The sequence below is a fragment of the Pseudobutyrivibrio sp. LB2011 genome, assembly GCF_000701765.1.
Taxonomy (GTDB): Bacteria; Bacillota; Clostridia; order Lachnospirales; family Lachnospiraceae; genus Pseudobutyrivibrio; species Pseudobutyrivibrio ruminis.
This window is the reverse complement of the sequence record NZ_JNJS01000003.1, coordinates 113,441-140,157: the sequence shown is the minus strand read 5'-3', so window position 1 is coordinate 140,157 and position 26,717 is coordinate 113,441. Positions and strand designations below refer to the sequence as shown.

The window sequence follows — 26,717 nt, the reverse complement described above, 5'->3', positions numbered from 1 at the left end:
GACAGTTATAATAATATGTCTATTGCCGAAACTCCCATATGACGTTATACTATATAAGCTTAGGCAACTAATTTTTTTATTTTAAGAAAGAGAGTCAAAAAATGGAAAAGTTACTTTTTACTTCAGAGTCAGTAACAGAAGGCCATCCAGATAAGGTATGTGATGCCATATCGGATGCCATCCTCGATGCTTGCCTAGCTGAAGATCCAATGAGCCGTGTTGCTTGTGAGACAGCTTCATGTACAGGATTCGTTCTTGTAACAGGCGAAATCACAACAAAGGCACAGCTTGATGTTCCAGCTATTGTACGCAAGACTCTTCTTGAAATCGGTTATGACGATGGAAAGAAAGGCATCGATGGAAACTCTTGCGCTGTTATGGTCGCTCTTGATCAACAATCCGCTGACATTGCTATGGGTGTTGACAAGGCTCTTGAGGCAAAGGAAGGCTCACTTACAGATGACCTGGATACAGGCGCTGGTGACCAGGGTATGATGTTCGGTTACGCTACTAACGAAACAGAAGAACTCATGCCTTATCCTATTTCTCTTGCTCATAGACTTGCTCTTCAGCTTACCAATGTCCGCAAGGATGGCACACTTAGCTATCTTCGCCCAGACGGCAAAACACAGGTATCTGTAGAGTATGACGAGGCTGGCAAGCCAGTTAGACTTGAGGCTGTAGTTTTATCTACTCAGCATGATGAAGATGTTACTCAGGAACAGATTCACGAAGACATCAAAAAATACGTATTCGATCCAGTCCTTCCAAAGGATATGATTGATGATAAGACAAAGTTCTACATCAATCCAACAGGACGTTTCGTTATTGGTGGTCCTCATGGCGATGCAGGTCTTACAGGACGTAAGATTATCGTAGACACATACGGTGGATACGCTCGTCACGGCGGCGGTGCTTTCTCAGGAAAGGACTGCACAAAGGTAGACCGTTCAGGTGCATATGCAGCACGTTACGTTGCAAAGAACATCGTAGCAGCAGGTCTTGCAGATAAGTGCGAGATTCAGCTTTCATACGCTATCGGTGTTGCTGAACCTACATCAGTTATGGTTGATACATTTGGCACAGGAAAGCTTTCAGATGAAAAGATTATCGAAATCGTTCGCGAGAACTTCGATCTTCGTCCAGCAGGAATCATCAAGATGCTCGACCTTCGTCGCCCAATCTATCGTCCAACAGCAGCTTATGGTCACTTCGGCCGTACAGATGTTAAGCTTCCATGGGAAGCAACAGACAAAGCAGAGGCTTTAAAGAAATATCTTTAATAAATCACTTATGTTATAATTTAGGCAGTCCTTAGGGGCTGCCTATTTTTTATGAGGTAAGTATTATGAAACTAAAAAACAGACTTATTATTTCATTTTTTATAATTACACTTGTTCCAGTGGCACTGTTTTGCAGTTTGATGCTGGGAATGAAAAAACTTGTATTGGAGGCCACGGAAGAGCAACTAATATCCAATGAGATTATACATTCTTTCAAGGGCTATATGGATGAAGCAGGAAAGTTTGACGAGCTAGTTACCAACTTTTGTATTGCTGAGTTCATTATTTTGCTAGTGACAGCAATTATTATGGTTGTTTGGATATACCGTGGAATCGCTCCACAGCTGAAGACGTTGAAGCTTGCAGCTAACAACATCAAAGAAGGCAACCTTGATTTCAGCGTAGCAAGCCAGGGTACAGATGAAATGAGCGAGCTTTGTAATGCATTTGAAGACATGCGAGTTCGTCTTAAGAATAATGCCAAGGATAGGCTTGAGGATGAGGCAGAGCAGAGGGCGTTGATATCCAATATCGCTCACGATCTTAAAACCCCAATCACTGCTATCAAGGGATATGCAGAAGGCATGCTTGATGGTGTTGCAGACACTCCAGAAAAGCAGGAGAAATACATTCGCACAATATACAACAAAGCCAATGAAATGAATACGCTGATTAATGAGTTGACCTTGTATTCAAATATCGATACCAACAAGATTCCATACAATTTCCAGAAGCTCAACCTGAGAGCGTACTTTGAGGACTGTATCGAAGAACTTGGAATGGATCTTGAAAACCAGCATATCAGGCTTGATTATGCTAATTTTGTAGATCCAGATGTTTTGATAATTGCAGATCCAGAGCAGCTAGGTCGTATCATTCACAACATCGTCAGCAACTCAGTTAAATACATGAGGGCAGATGTGGCATCCCGCGTTGGTATAGTCATAAAGGATGTTGGTGATTTTGTGCAGGTAGAGATTTCAGACAATGGCAAGGGAATTGCAACACAGGATTTGCCATATGTTTTTGATAGATTCTATAGAGCTGATACATCCCGCAATTCTGCGGCAGGTGGTAGCGGAATTGGACTTTCAATAGTAAAGAAAATTATCGAGGACCACGGCGGCAAGATTTGGGTTACAAGCAAGGAAAACGAAGGTACAACAATGTATTTCGTCATTAGAAAATTCATTGAAAATGAGGAGGTCGTAAATGAGTAGAATATTAATCATCGAAGATGAGGAAGCAATTGCAGAGCTTGAGAAAGATTACTTAGAGCTTTCTAATTTCGAAGTAGATATAGAAGCTGATGGAGAAAAGGGCTTACAGAAGGCCTTGGCAGGCAACTACGACATGTACATCCTGGATTTAATGCTTCCAGGTGTAGACGGATTTGAGCTTTGCAAGCGTATCCGTGAGGTTAAAAATGTACCTATTCTCATGGTTACAGCTAAAAAAGAAGAAATCGACAAAATCAGAGGTCTTGGCCTTGGCGCAGATGACTACATCACAAAGCCATTTTCGCCAAGTGAGCTTGTAGCGAGAGTAAAAGCGCATCTTGCAAGATATGAGCGCCTCGTTCAGTCGCCAGCTATTCAAAAGAATGAAATCAGCATTCGTGGCCTTCGTATTGATAAGGCCAGCCGCCGTGTATGGATAAATGGCGAGGAAAAGACATTTACTGCAAAGGAATTTGATTTACTTACATTCCTTGCGGAAAATCCAAATGTTATTTACTCAAAGGAGCAGCTTTTTGAGACACTTTGGGGAGAGGAATCAATCGGTGATATCTCTACTGTTACAGTGCATGTAAATAAGATTCGCGAAAAGATTGAGTTGAACACATCAAAGCCACAGTACATCGAAACGATCTGGGGCGTAGGCTACAGATTTAAAGTGTGAGAATTTTGCGAAAACTATGAAAGAATACAGAAAAGTGCTAAAATTCTATTAAGACTCAATTAATAAGGGGGTATAATGTATGGACATAATTTTTGAGGATGATAGCATTCTTGTATGCTACAAACCAGCGGGAGTGGCAACACAGACAAAAAGTATTGGCGAAAAGGACATGGTAAGCGAGATAAATAATTATCTGGTTTCAAAAAACGAAAAGCCAACGGCCCATGTGGTCCACAGACTAGACCAGCCTGTAGAGGGAGTTATGGTTTTTGCCAAAACATCAGAAGCGGCAAACAAGCTTACAAAACAGATTACAGACCACACATTTAGAAAGAAATATTATGCAGTAATCAGCAGGGAATCCTTCCCGGATGAAGGGGAGCTTGTTGATTATTTAGTAAAGGATAATCGTACAAATCTATCAAAGGTAGTAAAGGAGTCAGATCCTCGTGCCAAGAAAGCGATTCTTAGATATCGCGCAGTGGACCACTGGGATGACAAAAAGCTTCTTGATATTGATTTGTTCACCGGAAGACATCATCAGATTCGCATCCAATTGGCCAGCAGAACTGCGCCAATCGTTGGTGATGTAAAATACGGCGGAATTTCTACAGGGCACAATCTTGCGTTATGTTCTTATCACATTGGTTTCAATCACCCAGTGACAGGCGAAAGAATGGGATTTGACATTAAACCTAAGGGAGCAGATTTCGCAGACAGCAAAGTGGCAGGCTAGCATAGAACGGGGGGTATCATTTGATTAAGATATACAGTTTACTAATCATGCTGACGGCATTCATAATGCTTGCATGTGCGGTATACATAGGGACACGACACACAATCAAACATAGTAAACTGAGCATATCCATTATCCAGCTATTTATAGTTGGAATAATAACAAGTTTGGCGTATGTGCGGGCTATATCCACTCACGATTTCGGCCAGGCAGAGTTTAGTTATGCGCTATATTTTGCGGGAATAGATTGGCTTTTGATTACATTTGTTTTCTATGCGAGACAGTATACTAGAATTTGGTTGGATACTTATTCAGCACCACTTATAATAGCGGCAATTGCTGTGCTTGACAGCATTAGTTTGTTTGCAAATCAAAAGTGGCATCATGCTTTTTCACTAGTAGAGCGTAGATTGAATCCAGAGGAATGGTTCTATGCCTTTGAAATCAATGACTATTATATGGTGCATTTGATATTCTGCTACATATTAGTAGCAATTATCGTTGTCGTTCTTTTAAAGAAGACAATTATAACAAGTGGCTTCCACCGAACCAGATATTTATCAATTCTCATTATGTTTGTGGGAATCATTCTATTAAATGTGCTTTATTTATTCTTTGATTATCCAGTAGATGTATCAGTTTGTTTTTATTCTGTTGCAGCAGTGTATGTAGGCTATTATTCACTTTTGTATAATCCAAAGACATTTGTGGAGTACATGCTTACCACAATCACAGAAAGAATGGAATGCGCACTTGTATCCTTTGATGAAAATGACTGTTGCATTTATTCTAACCAGTTTGCAAACAGACTGTTTTGTCCTTCTGGAGAAAAGAGGGTTTTTGAGGAGAGATTCCGAAAATGGCGTGATGGCCGTGAGACAAACTCTATTTCCAACGCCAGCTGGAATGATATTTTCAACATCAACGGAGATGAATATCGATTCGATATTCATTTCAACAAAATATACGACAAAAAAGGTTATTACTGCGGATGTTATTTATCCTTCTATGATGTAACTGGAGATTTCATTGCATACGAAGAAGAAAAATACCGCAGCACCCACGATAGCCTTACAGGTGCGTTGAACAGAGAAGCTTTCTTTGAGGACGTTCGTAACATCCTTGATGAATATCCAAATGTAGAATACGTAATGGTATGCTGCAACATCAAAGGCTTCAAGCTTATCAACGACATGTTTGGCGTGGAGGAAGCTGATCGTTTACTTATCAGATGCGCAGATACAATCAGGGAAAAGATTCAGAAGGGCTCCACATTTGCCCGTCTTGAAGCAGATAGATTTGCAGTACTCATGCCAAAGAGCCGCTACACAGAAGAGCTTTTTATGACTGGCATGAACATGGTAAGCAATTACCTCAACAATGCCCAGTACAGAATGGTAATCCTTGTTGGTGTATACGAAATCTTTGACAAGCAGGCACCAGTAATTTCCATGGTAGATGGAGCGTTCCTTGCAATTGATTCAATTAGCTCAAGCTTCAAGAACTCCATTGCCTATTATGGAGATATGCTTCGCCGTGAGTACCTTAGCGAACAGAAGATTCTTGGAGAGTTTGAGGAAGCATTACAGACAGGCCAGTTTGCGATGTTCCTTCAGCCAATTGTAAATATGGACCAGAAGGTAAAGCTTTCGGAAGCATTGGTTCGCTGGATTCATCCGGACCGCGGAATCATTGCACCAGCTTCATTTATTCCACTTTTGGAAAAGACTGGCTACATCTACAAGCTTGATATGTACATTTGGGAACAGGCCGCAAAAAGACTTGCTTACTGGACATCTATGGGATTCGATGACCTTTCAATTTCGGTAAATATTTCCGTAAAGGATTTCTACTACGTAGACCTATACGAAACATTAGTAGGACTGGTCGAAAAGTATCACATTCATCCATCCCGTCTAAAGCTGGAAATAACCGAGACCATTTTCATGACTGAAAAAGAGCGTCAGCTAGAAATCATCAACTCCCTCAAAGAATACGGATTCCTGGTAGAAATCGATGACTTCGGAAGTGGCTACTCTTCATTAAACATGCTGAAGGAAGTACCAGCCGACATCCTGAAAATGGATATGGCATTCCTATCAATGGACAAAAACGTTACAAGGGGCCGCAAGATTGTCAACACAATCATCACCCTTGCCAAAGCCCTTGGAATGCTAGTAATCATCGAAGGCGTAGAGACCCAGGAGCAAATGGAATACCTCCGCGGCACCGGAGCCGACTACCTGCAGGGCTACTTCTTCGACAAGCCCCTCCCAGTCAAACGCTTCGAAGAACTTTATTTGATATAGATATATTGGAAGGCCCGCCTCACCTTGCGTGAGGTGGGCTTGTTTTTAGTGGCGGTATGTTATAAAATAAACGGGCAAATACGGCATTTTCATAGTAAAATGCGAATAATTATTACAAAGGAGATTGAAATGGCACAGGAAAAAAAGCTGGTAGAAGCGATTACCTCTATGTCAGAGGATTTCGCACAATGGTATACCGATGTTGTTGTTAAGGCAGATTTGATTGCATACTCATCTGTAAAGGGATGCATGATTATCAAGCCCGATGGGTATGCTATTTGGGAAAATATCCAGCACGAGTTAGACAGAAGATTCAAGGCAACTGGCGTACAGAATGTATATATGCCAATGTTTATTCCAGAGAGTCTTCTACAGGTAGAGAAGGATCATGTTGAGGGATTTGCACCAGAGGTAGCTTGGGTTACACATGGTGGTCTTAACCCGCTTCAGGAGCGTCTTTGCGTTCGTCCGACTTCAGAAACTCTTTTCTGTGATTTCTATAAAGATATTATTCACTCTCACAGAGATTTACCAAAGGTTTATAACCAGTGGTGCTCTGTAGTTCGTTGGGAAAAGGAGACACGTCCATTCCTTCGTTCACGTGAGTTCTTATGGCAGGAAGGCCATACAGCTCATGCAACAGCTGAGGAGGCTGAGGAGCGTACAGTTCAGATGCTCAACCTCTATGCTGATTTCTGCGAGGAAGTACTTGCTATGCCAGTAGTTCGCGGACAGAAGACAGATAAAGAAAAATTTGCAGGTGCTGAGGCTACATACACAATCGAGGCTCTTATGCACGATGGTAAGGCTTTACAGTCTGGTACATCACACAACTTTGGCCAGAACTTCTCTAAGCCTTTCGGTATTCAGTACACAGATAAAAATAATCAGCTTCAGTATGTTCACCAGACATCATGGGGAATGACTACTCGTCTTATTGGTGCTATCATTATGGTACACGGTGATGATTCAGGTCTTGTACTTCCACCACGTATCGCACCTACACAGGTAGTTGTTATTCCTATTCAGCAGAAGAAGGAAGGCGTACTTGAAAAGGCAGGCGAGGTATGCGAGCGTCTTGGCAAGACAATGCGTGCTAAGCTTGATGATTCAGATAAGTCACCAGGTTGGAAGTTCTCAGAGGCAGAGATGCGTGGTATCCCTGTTCGTGTAGAGCTTGGACCAAAGGATATCGAGGCAGGCAAGTGCGTACTTGTTCGCCGTGATACACGTGAAAAGATTGAGTGCCCACTTGATCAGGTAGAGGCAAAGGTAGCAGAGCTTCTTGAGACTATCCAGAAGGATATGTTTGAGCGTGCAAAGGCTCACCGTGATAGCCATATCTGGGATGCTCACAACTATGCAGAGTTCACAGAAATCGCTAACAACAAGCCAGGCTTCATTCGTGCAATGTGGTGCGGCGATGTTGAATGCGAGAATAAGATTAAAGAAGATTTAGCTGTAACTTCACGTTGTATGCCATTTAATGATCAGGAGCATATTTCTGATGTATGTGCATGCTGCGGCAAGCCAGCTAAGAAATTAGTATATTGGGGTAAAGCTTATTAATATGAATTTACCAGCAGACGTTTCAAAAATAATAAATATTTTAGAATCTAACGGACACGAAGCCTATGCAGTAGGCGGCTGTGTCCGTGACTGCATTCTAGGGAAAATTCCTCACGATTGGGATATTACCACATCGGCCTTGCCAGAGCAGGTGAAGGCTTTGTTCGAGCGCACATTTGATACAGGCATTGAGCATGGTACTGTGACTGTATTGCTTCATGGTGAAGGATACGAGGTCACCACCTACAGAGTAGATGGCAAATACGAGGACGGTCGTCATCCTAAGGAAGTTACATTCACAGCTTCTCTTGAGGAAGATTTAAAGCGTCGCGATTTTACTATCAACGCTATGGCCTACAACGACACCAGAGGATTGGTGGATTTGTTTGGTGGCGAGCAGGATTTAGAGAATGGTATCATCAAGGCTGTAGGCAATCCTACAGAGCGATTTACAGAGGATGCTCTTCGTATGCTTCGCGCACTCAGATTCTCCGCACAGCTAGGCTTTGAAATAGAGCCAGCTACATATGAGGCAATCAAGACCTTGGCACCAACCTTGGATAGGATTAGTGCCGAGAGAATCCAGGTAGAACTTGTAAAGCTGATTACTTCAGACCATCCTGAGCGAATCAGAGATGTTTATGAGACAGGCCTTACAGATGTATTCTTCCCTGAGTTCAATGATATGATGGCTTGTGACCAGGTAAACAAGCACCACATGTACACAGTGGGAGAGCATACAATTGTTGCTTTAAACAATGTAAAGGCAGATAAGGTGCTCAGACTTACAATGCTTCTTCATGATGTGGCAAAACCAGCTTGCAAGACAATTGATGCTGAAGGCCAAAACCATTTCAAAATGCATCAGGTAGAAGGGGCTAAGATGGCTAAAGCCATATTACGTCGTTTGAAGTTTGACAACGAAACTACTGATGCAGTTTGCAATCTGATTAAAAATCATGACGATAGACCAGAGGTTACACCTAGAAACATTCGTAGGCTAATAATCAGAGTTGGTAAGGATAACTTTGAAGATTTACTAGCTGTTAAAAGAGCAGATACCATGGCCCAGAGCATGTACTGTCGTGATGAGAAGCTTGCATATATTGATTCAATCGAAGCTATGTATCGCCAAATCCTAGAGCAGGAGGACTGCTTATCTATAAAGGATTTAAAGATAAATGGTAAGGATTTAATCGGAATGGGCGTGCCTCAGGGGCAAAAAATAGGCCAGATTCTGAAAACAGTTTTCGACGAAGTTGTGGACCAACCAGATTTGAACGATAGAGAATATCTGTTAAATCGTGTAAAAGATATGCTACAATAATCGTATGAATGGGATTTTTGCAAAAAAACTAATTAACTTAACATTGATATTATGCATGAGCGCAGCTTTGCTTGAGGGGTGCGGAAGTCACCCTAATACTGCTACGGTTACTCAACACACAGGCTCTGCCCTGAAAAAGCAGGAGGAGACTGTGGAGGAGGATACGGCACTTGTGGAGGAAGAGCCACAGGGACTGTATATCGTAGAAAGTCTAGATATGATGGAAGAAACCATCGCTCTCTATTCTTTGGAAGAGGACAAGCAACTGCGCTACAACTATAATATGACCACGAAATTCCTTGATAAATTCGGGGGCAACACTGTGTGGGCGAACTTTACAGCTGGCACAGTTGTTACGATAGGCGATTTGCTTCCATCATCTGGAGCCCTTTCATCTGTGCAGAAGTCAGATGATGTTTGGGCATATGAGGATATCTCCAAATACAAGCTGGATGCAGACAAAAACCTAATTACTATCGACGGAACTAATTACAAGATTACCGATAAAACAAAGGTCTATTCGGATACAGAAAAGATTCTTCTATCAAGTATTGGTGAAGATGATGTAATCACAGTTATTGGCCAGGATAAGCAGGTTATTTCTATAGCGGTTACCACAGGCCATGGATATATCTATCTCACAAATACAAGTCTATTTGATGATAGCCTTATCTTCATTGGAAATAAGATTGTTTCAATGGTAAATGGAGACCAGGTAATAGAAGTACCAGAAGGCACCTACAAGATTACAGTTGCAAATAATGGCTGGGGAGGCAGTGGAGAGTACACTGTCAACAGAAACGAAACTACTCCGGTAAATCTGGATGATTTGAAGGGGGAGGGGCCATCCTACTGCTTGATTACATTTATTGTTACAGTGGCAGATACCTATGTTTACATCGACGGTGAAATGATTGATCCAGCGGAGCCACAGTACGTTCAGTATGGCAATCACAAGCTGGTGGTTCAGTGCGATGGATACACTGCTTGGAACAAGACTTTAGTTGTTAATTCGGAGACCGCAACAATCACTCTTGAGATGGAAACAGAATCAGACACCACTGACTCACAAGTTGTCCAGGAAGACGAGTCAACAGAAGAGGAAAATAGTGAAGAATCGTCTACAGAAAATGAGACTGAAACCGAGGAAAAATCAGACGATTATGACTATGAAGTGGACTATTTATCAACTATTTCGGATCTTATCAGCAGCCTTGGAAATTAGGGATATGTGAAAAAAAAGTGAACTTTTCTAAAATGCAAGGATTTGTAAATAGTAATAATGTTTAAAAAATGTGCAAAAAATTTGTAATAATCCATAAAAACCTTATAAAATGGGGATTTTTTGGGGTTTTATTGTTGACAGCGTAATGCAAAAGAATTATAAAGGATATTGTAGTTAAGGGCCCTTGAGCCCGCTATAATACAATACAAATTCTCGAGGAGGAATAGTAATGAACAAGACAGAATTAGTAGCAGCTATCGCTAGCAAGGCTAACATTTCTAAGAAGGACGCAGAGGCTTCTGTAAAGGCTTTTACAGAGGTTGTTGCTGAAGAGCTTAAGAAGGGGGAGAAGATTCAGCTTGTAGGCTTTGGTACATTCGAAGTATCTCAGAGAGCAGCTCGTACAGGTAGAAACCCACAGACAGGCGCAGAGATGAAGATTCCTGCATCTAAGGCTCCTAAGTTTAAGGCTGGTAAGGCTCTTAAGGATTCTATCAACTAATTGAATGTATATTTTATTTAGATGATGGTTAGGGTTCGGTTATGCCGGGCCCTATTTTTTAATGAGGTGATGTAATGAGACTTGATAAATATTTAAAAGTTAGTAGACTTATAAAGCGTCGTACTGTTGCCAATGAAGCATGTGACAGCGGTAGAGTTCAAATCAATGGAAAAATTGCGAAAGCGTCCACCGATGTTAAAATTGGTGATATAATAGAAATAGCATTTGGAAACAAAAATGTTAAAGTGGAAGTTTTAGATATTCAGGACACCACAAAAAAGGATGCGGCAGCAGACTTATTTAAGTATATTTAATATCAGTTATCGAGGTATTTGATGGCAAGAACTAGAAGAGTTAAAAGACGAAAGAAAACCTCAACAGGTAGAATATATGTTGCAGTTATCATGCTGTTCATGATTTGCGTTATGACTGTCCAGATGGTTCGTTTATACGATAAAAATCAGGACTTAAAGAAGCAGGAGGAATCTCTCCAAAGCCAAGTAGATGAAGCAAACGAAAAAAGTGAGCAGTTAAAGGAATACGAGGAATACGTTGGTACTGACGAATACATAGAAAGTGAAGCATCACAGAAACTTGGATTGACACATGACAATTGGATTATTTTTAAAGAAAAAGAAGATTAAAGAATATATTGAAAAATACAATATGCTAAACAAAGGCGATGGAGTCGTCCTAGGTCTATCAGGTGGACCTGACTCTGTGTGCCTTTTTTTTGTACTGTTGGCACTTAAAGAAGAATACAATCTGACTATATCAGCAGTTCATATAAATCATATGATTAGAGGCAAGGACGCAGACGAGGATCAGGAATATGTGGAAAGCTTATGCAAGGAATTCAATGTTCCTTTAAATGCTCTTAGAGTCGACATTCCTGCGCTTGCAAAGGCATCAGGCCGTTCCATAGAAGAAGAGGCAAGAATTGCCAGATATGAAGCTTTTGAGGAAGCTGCAGCAGCTTTTGAGGAGCAAGGGATACCAGCAAAGATTGCGGTGGCCCATAATGCTGATGACAATGCTGAAACTGTGCTTTTCCACATGGCAAGAGGCACGGGATTGGATGGGGTCTGCGGAATCGCACCAAAGCGTGATAAAATCATCCGCCCACTGCTTACAGTTCCAAAGAAGGATATTTTGGAATTCCTCAATGAAAACGAAGTGGCATACTGCATCGATGGGACAAATGCCGAAACTGATTACGACCGCAATCGAATCAGACACAACATCATGCCTGAATTAGCCAAAATAAATGATAGAGCCCTGGAGCATATTTCAGATATGACAGAGCGACTATCTGAAATCGCGGATTATATCAGCCTGGAGTCAAACGGATTGCTTCAGATGGCTAAGCTTGAGGGCGATAAGCTTAGAAAAAGAACTATTGCAACTGCACCACGTGTAATCGCCAGCCAGGCTATAAAGGATTATTTAAGCAAGTTTATGCCATATCAGAAGGATGTGGCTGCTGTTCACGTGGATTCTATCCTGGACCTATTAAACGAAGATGGAGAGCGTCAAATTCAGCTTCCATACAAAAAGACCCTTATCATATCCTATGAAGAAATATACGTAATCGATACAGCGAATGAGGATAATCAAAAACAGATTAATCCTACTTTTAACTATCGAGAATTTGATTACAAAGAGGGCATGAAATACCCTACCGAAACCTATACGAAATGGTTTGATTGTGATAGAATAGGGGCTAATATTGTAATAAGAACCCGTGCAGAGGGTGACTATCTATGCATCGATTCAGATGGAAATCGCAAATCTATACAGGATTATTTTGTAGATGAAAAAATTCCACGACATTTAAGAGATGAGGTGCCACTTGTATGTGATGGAAATCATGTAATGTGGGTGGTCGGTCACCGAGTCAGCGAGTATTACAAAATTTCAAAAAATACCACTCGAGTATTAGAGATTAGTTATACGGAGGAATAGTAAAATGAGTGAGAACATCAGAGTTCTTTTGCCTGAAGAAGAATTGGCAGCACGTATTTCAGAATTAGGAGCACAAATCAGCAAGGATTACGAAGGAGAATCAGTATTTCTCGTTTGCATCTTAAAGGGCGCAGCATTCTTTGCTTGTGAGTTGGCAAAAAGAATCACAGTTCCAGTAATTATCGATTTTATGGCTACATCAAGCTATGGTAGCGGCACAGTTTCTTCTGGTGTAGTTAAGATTAAAAAGGATTTGGATTTAGATCCAACAGGCCAGAACGTTATTATCGTTGAAGATATCATTGATAGTGGAAATACATTAAACTACCTTGGTCAGCTTTTCAAAGATCGTGGAGCTAAGTCAGTTCGCATGGTTACAATGCTTGATAAGCCAGATCGTCGTGAGGTAGATGTGCATGTTGATTACACTGGATTTACTATTCCAGATCAGTTCGTAGTTGGTTACGGCCTTGATTACGACCAGAAGTATCGTAACCTTCCATACATTGGCGTTGTAGAGCTAGACTAGGAGGCGGATTTGAAGAAAAACAGAGCTTCAGGAATGATTATCTATGCTTTGTTTGTATTTGTTGTGTTAGCTATACTTTACACAAGCATGGGTAAATCAACTACCACATACACCCGAAAAGAATTTGACAAGGCCTTGGCAAGAGATGAGGTAAAATCAGTCAATATTACTCAGAATGAAGAGGTGCCAACTGGCGCAGCAGAAATCACTCTTACTGATGGTACAGAGGCTACTCTTTATGTTTCGGATGTAAACGAGATTCAGGAAGAATTAAAAGAAGCAAAGGTTGCCTATACTATTTCAGATATCCCACATGACAGTTGGATTTCTGAATTGTTACCAATGCTCATTGTCTTAGGCGCAGTATTCATTCTCTTTATGATTATGATGAATGCGCAGGGCGCTGGTGGTGGCGGTGCCAATGCTAGAATGATGAATTTTGGCAAGAGCAGAGCTAAGCTTACAAACAAAGAAGATATCAACACTACTTTCGATAATGTAGCTGGATTAAAAGAAGAAAAAGAAGAAGTTGAAGAACTTGTTGATTTCTTAAAAGATCCTGCTAAATATACAAAAATCGGTGCCAGAATCCCTAAGGGCGTTATCTTAGTAGGCCCTCCAGGAACAGGTAAGACACTTCTTGCAAAGGCTATCGCTGGAGAGGCAGGAGTACCATTCTTCTCAATCTCTGGTTCGGATTTTGTTGAGATGTTTGTTGGTGTTGGTGCTTCCCGCGTCCGTGATTTGTTCCAGGAAGCAAAGCAGAATGCACCATGTATCGTTTTTATTGACGAGATTGATGCGGTAGCTAGACGCCGTGGTACAGGTATGGGCGGCGGCCACGATGAGCGCGAGCAGACACTGAATCAGCTCCTTGTAGAGATGGATGGTTTTGGTGTTAACGAAGGCATCATTGTTATGGCGGCTACAAACCGTGTAGATATTTTAGACCAGGCTATTATGCGTCCAGGACGTTTTGATAGAAAGGTTTATGTTGGCAGTCCTGATGTGAAGGGACGCGAGGAAATCCTCAAGGTACACGCTAGCAACAAGGCGTTGGCGGAGGATGTAGATTTGAAACAGGTTGCTCAGGCAACAGTTGGTTTCACAGGAGCAGATTTAGAGAATCTTCTCAACGAAGCAGCTATTCTTGCAGCAGGTGAGAAAAGACAGTACATCCTTCAGGAAGACATCAAAAGATCTTTCGTAAAGGTCGGAATTGGTAAAGAAAAGAAGAGCAAGATTGTTTCAGATAAAGAAAAGAAGATTACAGCATACCACGAGGCTGGACATGCAATTCTTTTCCATGTACTTCCAGATGTAGGGCCTGTATATTCAGTGTCAATCATTCCTACAGGTGCAAGTGCAGCAGGCTATACAATGCCTATAAATGAAAATGACGAAATCTTTAATACAAAAGGCAAGATGACCCAGGATATTATTGTTTCTCTGGGGGGACGTGTTGCCGAGGAACTTATATTTGACGATGTTACCACTGGTGCCTCTAATGACATCAAGCAGGCTACAAAGATGGCAAGAAACATGGTAACAAAGTATGGATTCTCAAAAAATATAGGTATGATTCACTACGGTGATGACGATGAAGAAGTATTCATCGGCCGTGATTTGGCTCATACAAAAGGCTTTTCAGAAGCAACAGCTAAAGCTATCGATGAGGAAGTTAAACGCATCATTGATGAATGTTATGAAAAAGCTGTGAAAATTTTGCGAGAAAACGAACAGATACTACACAAATGTGCTAATCTATTATTAGAAAAAGAAAAGATAGGACGAAGCGAGTTTGAGGCCCTATTTGAATCTTCAGGTACGAATGAGACCGCTGTAGAGGGTATAAACTGGGGAGAATAGTGCAACATGCACAAAAACCTAAGTCAGTATTTGTTATATTTGTGCACACTTAAGTATTGTGAGGTCATATAATAAACATCGTAAAAACCCCCCAATACATTATATAATTTTTACTAACCCCATAGTAAAAATACCTTCTCCTAAAAAGACAGCGATCGTTGCTGTCTTTTTTACTATCTAAAAATATCTAAGGGGAGTTGGAATGAACATCCAAGCTATTTACTCGGACGGTACAGCTGAATATAGAACTCCTATGGAACCGGAGCCTTTTGACTTAGTAACTATCAGACTGCGCGTTTACCATCAGGAAGACCTGGAGGCCTTTTTAGTATCTGGTGATAAGAATATAAGAATGCATCTAGAGAGAGCTCGTGGAGAGTTTGATTACTATGCATGCGACGTTAAGCTCGAAGATAAAGAGTTTAGATATCACTTTGAAATAGTCGGCGACTATGGCCTTTATTATTACGATAGAGTAGGTCTCTGGCGTGATCATAGAGAACATTACGAGTTTTCTATTATGCCAGGTTTTTCCACACCTTCCTGGTCGAAGGGTGCAGTTATGTACCAAATCCTTGTGGATAGATTCTATAAGGGCGACCCAAGCACAGATGTAGAAACAAATGAATATCATTATGTAGGAGCACCAGTTGAGCGTGTTGATAACTGGGATGCTATACCTGCAAATCTTGATATAGGAAGATTTTACGGCGGAGACCTAGAGGGAGTCAGACAGAAGCTCCATTATCTCAGAAGCTTGGGGGTTGAAGTAATATATTTTAATCCGTTGTTTGTTTCCCCTTCTAACCATAAATACGATACCTCTGATTATGACTATATAGACCCTCACCTCACCGTAATTAAAAAGGATGGGGGAGAGTGTTTAAAGGACGGGGATTATGACAATTCCCATGCCACTAAATACAAGCTAAGAGTGACCAATAAGGAAAACCTCGAGGCAAGTAACCAATTCTTTGCAGACTTTGTTAGAGAGGCCCATGAGAAGGGAATACGAGTGATTATAGATGGTGTATTTAATCACTGCGGTTCTTTCAACAAATGGCTCAACAGAGAAAAGATTTATTCAAAGGAAGAGGGATATGCTCCTGGAGCTTACGAGAGTAAGGACAGCCCATATCACAATTTCTTTTACTTTTATGAGGATACATGGCCAGACAACAAATCATATGACGGCTGGTGGAGTCATGATACGTTGCCAAAGCTAAATTATGAGGAGTCACCTGAGCTGTGTCAGTATGTCCTCAATATAGGCAAAAAATGGGTTAGCGAACCATATAATTGTGATGGTTGGAGACTTGATGTAGCTGCTGATTTAGGTCATTCAGAAGAGTTTAATCATAAATTCTGGCATGATTTTAGAGACGCAGTAAAATCGGCAAATCCAAACGCAATTATACTTGCAGAGCATTATGGTAATCCAAGTGCATGGCTGGCTGGTGACCAGTGGGATACGGTTATGAACTATGATGCTTTTATGGAGCCACTTACCTTCTTTTTGACAGGAATGGAGAAGCATTCTGATGAGTTCCAGCCTAGTGCTATTGGCGATGGTGAAAGATTCAAAAACACAATGCTGCACTTCATGGCAAGGCTGAAAACTCCATCACTGTATTGCGCAATGAATCAGCTGTCCAACCATGACCATTCCAGATTTTTGACAAGAACAAACCATACGGTAGGAAGACTCGCCACAAAAGGGGCTAAGGCTGCTGAGGATGGTGTAAGTATTCCTGTTATGAAGCTAGCTGAAATGGTACAGATGACTTGGCCTGGTGCGCCAACATTGTATTACGGCGATGAAGCTGGGGTGTGTGGATTTACGGACCCAGATAGCCGTAGAACATATCCATGGGGCCACTGCAACTATGATCTTATCGATTACACAAGGGATATGATTATGGTTCATAAACTAAGTCCAGCCATTAAGCAGGGCTCGTTTAGATTTTTAAATTGTGGCCAGGGATTTATTAGCTATGCCAGATTCACAGCCAATGAGCAAGTTATCGTAGTTATCAACAGCAATGGCAATGGCATAGAAGTGGATATACCAGTTTGGATAGCTGGCGTTCCACTAAATTGCAACTTGGAAAGAGTAATTATGACCAATGAGGTTGGCTATTCAATAATGCCTACCGATATAATTGTTGAAGGAGGAAACCTTCACGTCAGCCTTCAACCATATACCGGCATAGTGTACAAAAGATAGAATTGATATTTTATTTTACAAGCATGCACAACATATAGTATAATCATTACAAGTTTTGGGAAAGTTCCACAATACCTAGAATGTAATACTATACGGGAGAGTTATTATGGCAAAGGATCTCACATGTCAAGGCAAGATCGACATGCAAGCACTTGAGGACCGACATAAAGAGTTAGAAAAAGCATGGAATGATTTGCTAAAAGAAAGAAGAGAGTTTGAAGCAAGGATTCATACTCTAGAACAGCAGGAAAAACAGTTTGAGTTGAAATGGGAATTATTAATCCAGGAGACTCAGAAGCTTGCTGACGATAAATTACAATTTGAGAGAAAGAAGAAATTCTTTGATCAAGTACAGGCTCACTCTGTGGAGCCTTATGTAGCTGAGGATAACATCGTCCACGGGGAGATGTTCTTTTCTGGTGTCACCACACCAAAGGCCCTTAAAAAGCGTTATAAGGACCTTATTAAGATTTACCATCCTGATGGAGAATCTGGCGACACAGCTACCGTGGCAGAGATAAATCGTGAGTACGAGGATCTCAAAAATCAAATGTAAATGAAATTCATATCATTAGGCAATGGGGCGATAAACTCCATTGCCTTTTTTGTTATAGGGTGAACAAAACTGATTTTGTGGGAATGCAATGCTTGTCTTGTCATATATTCAAAATCGGGATTGTACAAATGGTCTCCAATTAATGGATGACCAATATATTTAAAATGGACACGAATTTGATGGGTGCGGCCTGTCTCAAGATGGATTGAGATTAGGCTGTGCCCTTTTTTCTCGTCTATCACTTTATAGTGAGTGACTGCGCGTTCACCATTTTCAAAATCTACCTGCCTTGTAATGATAGAATCGTCTACACGTCCTATAGGTGCATCTATTGTGCCTTCAGGCTCATCAAGATGACCGCGGACGATGGCATAATACTCTCTATGAAACTCACGGTTTTTTACCATTGTAGATAAGATATTGCCAGAAACTAAATGCTTGGCAATGACGGTAAGTCCAGAGGTGTTCTTATCTAGTCGATTAGCACATCTAAATATAAAAGGCTTGTCCTGAGCCTCGTAATAATATGCCAGACCGTTTGCTAAGGAATCTTCGTAGTGATTTAAACTTGGATGAATTGGAAGTCCTGCAGGCTTATTGATAACGATAATATCATCATCCTCATAAACGATATCCAAATCAATTTTTACTGGTGGAATCTTTTCTGATGAATTATCCTCGGAGATATTTACAGTTAAAATCTCGCCGGCTTGGAGTTTGCGATTCATATGTACCCACTCACCATCGATAACCACATTATTAGGCATCTTTTTGATTGCGGTGATATTGGCGCTGGAATAGCCCTGGGATTTCAGATATTTGTCAATAGAATACCCTGCATATTCAGAATTGATTTCATAAGTTAATGTTCTGTTCATAGCTATAATTTATCTGTATATAGACAAAAAGTCAAAAATAAAGAGCTCATACTGGGGCGTATGAGCTCTTATTGAAGAAGGAGAATTGGTTAAATGAAGAAAGTAAAGCTATTACTCTTTTACTTCATTGTAGCAACCACGCTAACTGTTTTTTTAGAAGAATCGAATGGGATAACGTTTCCTTCGATTTCCTTGCCATCAACAGTAAGGCTTGCAACACCCTTTTGAACCTGGTTAGGATTCTTGATTTCGATGTTGTATATTACACCTCTGTATTCACGAGTGATATTGAAATCACCAAATGCAGCAGGTGTACATGGATTTACAGATAATCCCTCTAAGGTTGGGTAGATTCCTAAGATATACTGGGAAATATTTGTAAATGTCCAAGCAGCAGTACCTGTGAGCCAGCTGTTCTTAGCCTCACCGTGGAATCTGGCATCTACGCCAGCAACCATCTGTGAGTAAACGTATGGCTCAGTTCTATGAATTTCTGAAATGTCCTCGATGTATGAAGGACAGGTCTTTTTGTAAACTTCAAATGCTCTGTCACCACGACCAATGCATGTCTCAGCAATTGAAATCCATGGATTGTTGTGACAGAAGATACCAGCATTCTCTTTGTATCCTGGTGGATATGATGTGATCTCACCAAGCTCAAGATGATATCTTGTGTAAGCAGGCTGTAAAATCATTACGCCGTATTTTGTATCAAGCTTTTCTTTTACAGAATCAAGGGCTTTCTTTGCGTTACCATCATCAACGCCAACACCGGCCATTACGCACATACCTTGTGGCTCGATGTAAATCTGTCCCTCATCACATTCCTTTGAACCAACTTTGTGGCTGTAAGCGTCGTAAGCTCTTACGAACCAATCGCCGTCCCAACCATCTTTTTCGATTGCAGCAGTCATCTTATCTACTTCTGCAAGAACACGAGCTTCTTCAGCAGTGTCACCCATAAGCTTTGCAAGAGCTGCATATTCGCGACCATATTTTACAAACATACCAGCAATAAATACTGATTCTGCAACAGGTCCTTCACTAGGTCCGAAGCACTGGAAGCTTTCGCCTGGATGCTCTGAGAAGCAGTTAAGGTTGAGGCAGTCGTTCCAGTCAGCACGACCAATAAGTGGAAGGTCATGTGGACCCTTGTGATTTACAATGTAATTAAATGAGCGCTTTAAGTGCTCCATAAGTGTTGTAGCAACTGACATATCATTATCGTAAGGAACCATTTCCTTAAGAATTGATGTGTCTCCTGTTTCGCGTATGTATGCGCTTGTTCCAGCAATTAACCAAAGTGGATCGTCGTTAAATCCTGAACCGATATCAGAATTACCCTTCTTTGTAAGAGGCTGATACTGGTGATATGCTGAACCGTCCTGGAACTGAGTTGAAGCAATATCAATGATTCTCTCGCGAGCTCTATCTGGAATCAGATGTACGAATCCAAGTAAATCCTGGCAAGAATCTCTGAATCCCATTCCACGGCCAATACCTGTCTCATAGTAAGAAGCTGAACGAGACATGTTAAATGTAACCATACACTGGTATTGGTTCCAAATATTTACCATACGGTTTACATGCTCATCATTTGATTCAACATGGAACTTGCTGAGAAGTCCATCCCAGTATGTATTAAGCTTTGCAAGAGCGTTGTCAAAATCTTCAGTAGTTTGATATTTAGCGAGAAGAGCATTAGCTCTCTTTTTATTAATGATTCCTGGTTTTTCCCACTTTTCATCTTCAGGGTTTTCCACATATCCTAAAGCGAATACGAAAGTTTTGCACTCTCCAGCATCAAGTGAAAGATTAATCTGATGTGAAGCGATTGGATACCATCCTGAAGCGATAGTATTGTGAAGCTTTCCTTCAATTACAGCTGCAGGTCTATCTGGACCATTGTAAGCACCTCTGAATTCATCTCGGCTTGTCTCGAAACCATCAATCTTAGTATTTACTGAATATACAGCGTAGTGATTACGACGCTCGCGATATTCTGTCTTGTGATAGATAGTTGAATCAATAACTTCAACTTCACCGATTGAAAGGTTACGCTGATAATTCTTCATATCATCATCAGCATTCCAAAGGCACCATTCTACATATGAGAAAAGTTGAATATCTTTGTGAGCTGAGCTGTTATTTGTAATTGTTACCTTTGTTAATTCAACTGGATCACCAATTGGAACAAAAGTAATAAGTTCTGCTTTTACATCATTTTTAACACCAGTAAACTTGCTGTAGCCGATACCATGACGACATTCATAAGAATCTAATTCAGTCTTGGTTGGCTGCCAGCCAGGATTCCAAATTGTATCTCCATCCTTAATATAGAAATACTTACCGTTTGTATCTGGAGTTGTGTCGTTATAGCGATAACGTGTCATGCGTAAAAGCTTTGCATCTTTATAGAAAGTATAGCCACCGCATGTGTTTGAGATCAAAGAAAAGAAATCGGTACAACCCAAGTAGTTAATCCATGGTAATGGAGTCTTTGGAGTTGTGATTACATATTCTTTGTTTTGATCGTCGAAATGTCCGAACTTCATATATTCCTCCCTAAAACTAAGAAACAATTATTCATACAGAAAACGATTAAGTGAATAATCTGAGAGAAAATCGGTCAATTTAAAGAAAACGAAGCGTAAACGTTTAAGTTAAAAGATATAATTTCTCGGCATTAGAATACCATAATTATCCTAAAATGCAATTAGGCTGTTAAATATTTGGCGATATTTCACTAAAACAGGTTACGAAACTTTAACGAAAAGACAAATTTTCGAAAAACTATTGTACATTTCGTGAAAAGGGGCTATATTGAAATTACGAAAACGATTAAGCAGATGTTTAACACACTAGGGAGAGAGTGATGGTTTCATTAAAAGATATTGCCGGTCGATGCGGTGTATCAGTTGCTACAGTTAGTAAAGCATTGAATGATCACAGTGACATCGGCGCAGAAACAAAGGAAAGAATCAGAAAAGTTGCTAATGAATTAGGATATGTTCCTAATGCAGCAGCAAAATCCATGAAAACAAATCGCACACATAATATAGGAGTTCTTTTCATGGACGATGCCAACAGTGGTTTACAGCATGACTTTTTCGCAAGTGTTCTTGAAGGCTTTAAAAGAGAAGTTGAAAAAGAGGGATATGATATAACCTTTATTTCAAATGACAGATCAAGGCCTGGAAGAGATTCTTATCTTACACATGCAAGATATAGAAGATTCGATGGTGTAATTATTGCAAATGTTCACTTCGGAGATCCTGAAGTAGTTGAACTAGTAAAAAGTGATATACCAGTTGTAACAATTGATCATATTTATAATGATACAACAACAATCCTTTCAGATAATGTTGGAGGCATGACTGAGCTGGTTGATTTTGCAGTAGCTTCTGGCCATAGAAAAATCGCTTACATACACGGTGCTGATTCTTCGGTAACACGCACAAGATTAGTTACCTTCCATAAAAAGATGGAAGAATATGGAATAGAAACTCCAGATGAGTACTTAATGGAATCTCCATATAGAGATACACATGGTGCTTATGAATGCACATTAAAGCTGTTGGAATTAGAAAACAGACCAACCTGCATTTTCTATCCTGATGATTATGCATCTTATGGTGGTATGAGGGCAATATCAGAAAAAGGGTTAAAGGTTCCTGATGATGTATCAGTAGTTGGATTCGATGGAATCAAAGTGGCAAGACATATTAGGCCACGTCTTACTACTTATAGACAGGATACAGAAGAGTTAGGAAGACAAGCAGGAAAGAATCTTATCGATTTAATTGAAAGACCAAAAACTACATTAGTACAGCGAGTTGTAGTTAAAGGGAGACTGCTTGAAGGAGATACCCTAAAGAAACTAAATTAGGCATTGGGTTGAGAAATCAACTTATATAAATGCAAACAAATTAATGTAGATATGATGTTGATGTGTTATCAGCATCAAAGGACGAAAGTCCAGGAAAAATATTTTGGGAGGAACACACAATGAAAAAAAGATTAGTTAGTTTGCTCGCAATGGCAACAATGACAGCAACAATGTTTGCTGGCTGTGGAAGCTCAGAAACAGCTTCTACAGAAGAAGCAGCAGCTCCAGCATCAACAGAGGAGATTGATGCTGAGGCAGAAGCAGTAGAACTTCCTGAGGACACAGGTAAAGTTCTTAACATCTATTGTTGGAACGATGAGTGGCAGACACGTGTAAAGGATTTCTATCCTGGATACGAAGAAGTAGATGCTACTCACGGTAAGATTGGTGATGTTGAAGTAGTTTGGAACATTACACCATCTACAGACAATGCATATCAGAACAACCTTGATGAGGCTCTTATCGCTCAGCCAGACGCAGCTGCAGATGATAAGGTAGATTTATTCTTGGTAGAAGCTGATTACGCTCTTAAGTATGTTGACGAGGATGTAACAATGCCATTATCTGACCTCGGCATTACATCTGATGTTCTTTCAGATCAGTACACATATACACAGAGCATCGTAACAGATAGCAATGGTAAACTTAAAGGTTCTTCATGGCAGGCATGCTCAGCAGGTCTTATCTACAACAGAGAGGCAGCAAAGGAAGTTCTTGGAACAGATGATCCAGAAGAAGTTCAGGCAGCAGTAGCTGATTGGGATAAGTACAATGAGACAGCTAAGAAGGTCGCTGATGCTGGTTACACAATGTGCTCAGTAAACGATACATACAGAACATATGCTAACAACGTATCTGGACAGTGGGTACAGGATGGCAAGCTTGTTATCGATCCTAACGTTGATAAGTGGGTAGATGATTCTATGGCACTTATTGAAGCAGGCGCTGAAGATACAGATGATCTTTGGAGCGATGACTGGGCAAAGGGTAAGAGACCAGAAGGAAAGGTATTCTGCTACTTTGGACCAGCTTGGTTCTTTAACTTCTGTCTTGATGCAGACCAGGATGGCACAATCGCTAACCAGGGTGGTTGGGGATATTGCGAAGGTCCTCAGTCTTACTACTGGGGTGGTACATGGGTATGTGCTGCAACAGGTACAGACAATGCTAACCTTGTAAAAGATATCATCGTTACAATGACAACAGATAAGGGAGTTCTTAAGGATATAGCTACAACATACGCTGACTGCGTAAACAGCAAGGAAGTTCTTTCAGAGCTTGCATCATCTGATGAAGGTAACCTTGACCTTCTCGGTGGTCAGAATCCATACGAGCAGCTTGCAGCAGGCGCTGAGACAGTAGATCTTTCAAACCTTTCTAAGTATGATCAGGGATGTACAGAAGAGTTCCAGAAGGCAATGAAGAACTACTTCACAGGAAATGCAACAAAGGACGAGGCTCTCGATATGTTCAAGACAGCAGTTCATGAGAAGTATCCAGATGTTTCAGTTGACTAATTCTAACTGCAACTAATCAGTGAAATGATTTGGGGCGCGTGGGGATTGGCCCTATGCGCCCTATTTAAAAGAACTAAAAGGGAGCATTTATGAACAAGAAGAGCAAAGTTGTTAGATATAATAAGTGGGGTTATATCTTTCTAATACCTTTTACAGTAATATTTTTAATATTCCAGTTGATCCCACTGGTTTCAACTATATACAATTCATTCTTTGAAAATTACCGTTCAGGCCTTACTCAGATTGGACCTAACTTTGTAGGTCTTGCAAACTATGCAACAATTGTAACTAACGGTGATTTACCAACATATTTTGCGAATACAATGATTATGTGGGTTTTAGGATTTATCCCACAGATTATCCTTTCATTATTATTAGGAGCATGGTTTACAGATCCATCTCTTAGATTAAAAGGTCAGACATTCTTTAAAACGGTAATCTATTTACCAAACTTGATTATGGCATCAGCTTTTGCGATGTTGTTCTTTACATTATTTGCAGATAGCGGACCAATTAACTCATTGTTAATTCAAATTGGCGTATTCAAGGAAGCATTCTCATTTATGGATCACGCTGCAAGTGTTCGTGGATTGGTAGCTACAATGAACTGCCTTATGTGGTTTGGAAATACGACAATTCTTCTGATGGCAGGTATGCTTGGAATTGATCCATCTCTTTTTGAGGCTGCTCAGGTTGATGGTGCAACTGCTAATCAGATTTTCTATAAAATAACATTGCCTTTACTTAGACCAATTCTTGTATTTGTTATGATTACATCACTCATTGGTGGTTTACAGATGTTTGATGTACCTCAGATCTTAACAAATGGTACAGGTAATCCAATGCGTTCATCTATGACTTTGATTATGTACTTGAACAAGCATTTATATAGTAAGAACTTTGGACTTGCAGGTGCACTTTCAGTATTTATGTTTGTAATAACAGCCATTTTAAGCTTGATAGTTTATAAGTTTACTAACGTTCAGGAACAGAAATAAAATCGTTGAAATTAAGTAAAATAGATGAGGAGAATAAAAATGGCAAATAACACAAGCAACAGCCAAGGCGGCGGAGTTCATGCTAGAAGAATAGTTTCTTATATAGTATTGATTTTAATTTCATTCTTGTGCTTATTCTGGTTCTATGTATTATTTATCAATTCTACCAGAAGCAATTCAGAATTGAGCGCAGGTTTCACTCCATTTCCAAGTGTCCATCTTATTGAGAACTGGACAAACTTGAAAAATGGAACATTACCTATTGTAAGTGGTATGATTAATTCGCTTATAATCGCTGTACTTACAGCTACACTTGCAACATATTTTTCAACAATGACAGCTTATGCTATCCATGCATATGACTTCAAATTAAAGAAGTTTATGTTTACCTTCATATTAATGATTATGATGATTCCAACACAGGTAACTGTACTTGGTTTCTTACAGCTCATTGACAAGATGCATTTAGATAATAGTGCTATCCCACTTATTATTCCTGCGATTGCATCTCCTGCTGTATTCTTTTATATGAAGCAATACATGGATTCTACATTACCTCTTTCCTTAATCGAGGCTGCCAGAATTGATGGTTCTGGCGAATTTAGAACATTTAACCAGATTGTAGTACCCCTTATGAAGCCAGCAATTGCTGTACAGGCAATATTCAGCTTTGTAGGTAGCTGGAATAATTACTTCACTCCAGCTCTTGTTCTTCACGATGATACAAAGAAGACACTTCCTATATTAATTGCTCAGCTTCGTAATGCAGACTGGTTAAAGTTTGATATGGGACAGGTTTATATTATGATTGCATTCTCAATCTTCCCTGTTATAATTGTTTACCTAATACTTTCTAGATACATTGTTGGTGGAGTAACACTTGGCGGTGTAAAGGGCTAAACATAATAATGAAAAAGACTTGACAGTTCTTGCGTCGTGTGCTAAATTTAGCTAGCGACTAAGAAAAGCAGGTCTTTTTTTTATGCTCTTTTTTCGCCTTGTCAAATTGTTCGCTATGACAAGTGAGTATAAGTAGACCAAAGTAGAAATTTAACGGAGGTGGAAGTTGTGCGCACAAAGATAACATTAGCTTGCACAGAGTGCCAGCAGCGTAATTACAACATGACAAAAGACAAGAAGACACACCCTGACAGAATGGAAACAAAGAAGTATTGCAGATTCTGCAAGAAGCACACAATGCACAAAGAGACTAAATAGTCATCCGGGAGGTGCAAAATGGCAGAGGAAAAGAAAACCAAGTCAGGACGTTTTGCGGGTCTTAAGACAGAATTTGGAAAGATTGTCTGGGCAGATCCAAAGGACGTGTCAAAACAGACAACAGCAGTTGTTGCTGTGTCAGTAGTTGTAGCAGTGATCATCATCGTTTTAGATGCAGTGATCAACAAGGGTGTAAATATCCTAGTTAATTTATAATG

24 protein-coding genes are annotated in these 26,717 nt (G+C 40.3%); 22 read left to right on the top strand and 2 right to left on the bottom strand.

Features of this window, described 5'->3' with window-relative positions; genetic code table 11:
* Positions 1–101: 101 nt before the first annotated feature.
* From metK to T375_RS06390, 16 genes are all read left to right on the top strand, one after another.
* Positions 102–1,283: a methionine adenosyltransferase gene (gene metK, locus T375_RS06465; RefSeq protein ID WP_033152825.1), complete on the top strand. Its 1,182-nt coding sequence runs from the start codon at positions 102–104 to the stop codon at positions 1,281–1,283.
* Between the two features lie 65 nt (positions 1,284–1,348).
* Positions 1,349–2,503: a sensor histidine kinase gene (locus T375_RS06460; RefSeq protein ID WP_044936419.1), complete on the top strand. Its 1,155-nt coding sequence runs from the start codon at positions 1,349–1,351 to the stop codon at positions 2,501–2,503.
* On the top strand, positions 2,496–3,185 hold the full coding sequence (locus T375_RS06455; RefSeq protein WP_033152829.1) for a response regulator transcription factor: 690 nt from the start codon (positions 2,496–2,498) through the stop codon (positions 3,183–3,185). The genes T375_RS06460 and T375_RS06455 overlap by 8 nt, the downstream gene beginning before the upstream one ends.
* A 79-nt stretch (positions 3,186–3,264) precedes the next feature.
* Positions 3,265–3,921, top strand: coding sequence for an RluA family pseudouridine synthase (locus T375_RS06450; protein WP_044936418.1), 657 nt, complete (start codon positions 3,265–3,267; stop codon positions 3,919–3,921).
* A 47-nt stretch (positions 3,922–3,968) separates the two neighbouring features.
* A complete protein-coding gene (locus T375_RS06445; protein ID WP_081821991.1) occupies positions 3,969–6,230 on the top strand; it encodes an EAL domain-containing protein in 2,262 nt (753 codons plus the stop codon).
* A gap of 129 nt (positions 6,231–6,359) precedes the next feature.
* Complete coding sequence (proS, locus tag T375_RS06440; RefSeq protein WP_044936417.1) at positions 6,360–7,799, top strand: proline--tRNA ligase; 1,440 nt, start codon at positions 6,360–6,362, stop codon at positions 7,797–7,799.
* Complete coding sequence (locus T375_RS06435) at positions 7,795–9,126, top strand: CCA tRNA nucleotidyltransferase (RefSeq protein ID WP_044936416.1); 1,332 nt, start codon at positions 7,795–7,797, stop codon at positions 9,124–9,126. The genes proS and T375_RS06435 overlap by 5 nt, the downstream gene beginning before the upstream one ends.
* A 151-nt stretch (positions 9,127–9,277) precedes the next feature.
* Complete coding sequence (locus T375_RS06430) at positions 9,278–10,351, top strand: hypothetical protein (protein ID WP_044936415.1); 1,074 nt, start codon at positions 9,278–9,280, stop codon at positions 10,349–10,351.
* Between the two features lie 229 nt (positions 10,352–10,580).
* Complete coding sequence (locus T375_RS06425) at positions 10,581–10,853, top strand: HU family DNA-binding protein (RefSeq protein WP_044936413.1); 273 nt, start codon at positions 10,581–10,583, stop codon at positions 10,851–10,853.
* 74 nt (positions 10,854–10,927) lie between these two features.
* On the top strand, positions 10,928–11,167 hold the full coding sequence (locus T375_RS06420; protein ID WP_033152845.1) for an RNA-binding S4 domain-containing protein: 240 nt from the start codon (positions 10,928–10,930) through the stop codon (positions 11,165–11,167).
* 21 nt (positions 11,168–11,188) lie between these two features.
* Positions 11,189–11,497 (top strand): septum formation initiator family protein, encoded by a 309-nt coding sequence (locus T375_RS06415; protein ID WP_044936410.1) that lies wholly within the window; start codon positions 11,189–11,191, stop codon positions 11,495–11,497.
* Positions 11,460–12,818: a tRNA lysidine(34) synthetase TilS gene (gene tilS, locus T375_RS06410; RefSeq protein ID WP_044936407.1), complete on the top strand. Its 1,359-nt coding sequence runs from the start codon at positions 11,460–11,462 to the stop codon at positions 12,816–12,818. Before T375_RS06415 ends, tilS begins: the two co-directional genes overlap by 38 nt.
* Before the next feature lie 4 nt (positions 12,819–12,822).
* Positions 12,823–13,347 carry a hypoxanthine phosphoribosyltransferase gene (gene hpt / locus T375_RS06405; protein ID WP_044936405.1) on the top strand — a complete coding sequence of 175 codons (525 nt, stop codon included), beginning with the start codon at positions 12,823–12,825 and terminating at the stop codon, positions 13,345–13,347.
* Positions 13,348–13,380: 33 nt separating this feature from the next.
* Positions 13,381–15,216 carry an ATP-dependent zinc metalloprotease FtsH gene (gene ftsH / locus T375_RS06400; RefSeq protein ID WP_044936772.1) on the top strand — a complete coding sequence of 612 codons (1,836 nt, stop codon included), beginning with the start codon at positions 13,381–13,383 and terminating at the stop codon, positions 15,214–15,216.
* A 202-nt stretch (positions 15,217–15,418) separates the two neighbouring features.
* Positions 15,419–17,443, top strand: a complete 2,025-nt coding sequence (locus T375_RS06395; RefSeq protein ID WP_044936403.1) for a glycoside hydrolase family 13 protein — start codon at positions 15,419–15,421, stop codon at positions 17,441–17,443.
* A 106-nt stretch (positions 17,444–17,549) separates the two neighbouring features.
* On the top strand, positions 17,550–17,999 hold the full coding sequence (locus tag T375_RS06390; RefSeq protein WP_044936401.1) for a J domain-containing protein: 450 nt from the start codon (positions 17,550–17,552) through the stop codon (positions 17,997–17,999).
* On the opposite strand, the gene T375_RS06385 is transcribed toward T375_RS06390, so the two are convergent.
* Together T375_RS06385 and T375_RS06380 are read right to left on the bottom strand one after the other, a co-directional pair.
* Positions 17,990–18,877: an RluA family pseudouridine synthase gene (locus T375_RS06385; RefSeq protein WP_044936398.1), complete on the bottom strand. Its 888-nt coding sequence runs from the start codon at positions 18,875–18,877 to the stop codon at positions 17,990–17,992. The genes T375_RS06390 and T375_RS06385 overlap by 10 nt on opposite strands.
* Positions 18,878–18,996: 119 nt before the next feature.
* Positions 18,997–21,432: a glycoside hydrolase family 94 protein gene (locus tag T375_RS06380; RefSeq protein WP_044936396.1), complete on the bottom strand. Its 2,436-nt coding sequence runs from the start codon at positions 21,430–21,432 to the stop codon at positions 18,997–18,999.
* A gap of 320 nt (positions 21,433–21,752) precedes the next feature.
* Here T375_RS06380 and T375_RS06375 point away from each other — a divergent pair, with 320 nt between their 5' ends.
* The 6 genes from T375_RS06375 (at position 21,753) to secE (ending at position 26,715) form a co-directional block, all read left to right on the top strand.
* The gene (locus T375_RS06375; RefSeq protein WP_044936394.1) at positions 21,753–22,766 is read left to right on the top strand and encodes a LacI family DNA-binding transcriptional regulator; all 1,014 of its coding nucleotides are present in this window, start codon (positions 21,753–21,755) and stop codon (positions 22,764–22,766) included.
* 119 nt (positions 22,767–22,885) lie between these two features.
* Positions 22,886–24,283 (top strand): ABC transporter substrate-binding protein, encoded by a 1,398-nt coding sequence (locus T375_RS06370; protein ID WP_044936392.1) that lies wholly within the window; start codon positions 22,886–22,888, stop codon positions 24,281–24,283.
* A gap of 89 nt (positions 24,284–24,372) precedes the next feature.
* The gene (locus T375_RS06365) at positions 24,373–25,281 is read left to right on the top strand and encodes a carbohydrate ABC transporter permease (protein WP_044936390.1); all 909 of its coding nucleotides are present in this window, start codon (positions 24,373–24,375) and stop codon (positions 25,279–25,281) included.
* 39 nt (positions 25,282–25,320) lie between these two features.
* Positions 25,321–26,181, top strand: a complete 861-nt coding sequence (locus T375_RS06360; RefSeq protein ID WP_044936387.1) for a carbohydrate ABC transporter permease — start codon at positions 25,321–25,323, stop codon at positions 26,179–26,181.
* A gap of 168 nt (positions 26,182–26,349) precedes the next feature.
* On the top strand, positions 26,350–26,499 hold the full coding sequence (rpmG, locus tag T375_RS06355; protein ID WP_028234592.1) for a 50S ribosomal protein L33: 150 nt from the start codon (positions 26,350–26,352) through the stop codon (positions 26,497–26,499).
* Between the two features lie 18 nt (positions 26,500–26,517).
* Complete coding sequence (secE, locus tag T375_RS06350; protein WP_033152863.1) at positions 26,518–26,715, top strand: preprotein translocase subunit SecE; 198 nt, start codon at positions 26,518–26,520, stop codon at positions 26,713–26,715.
* Positions 26,716–26,717 lie beyond the last annotated feature (2 nt).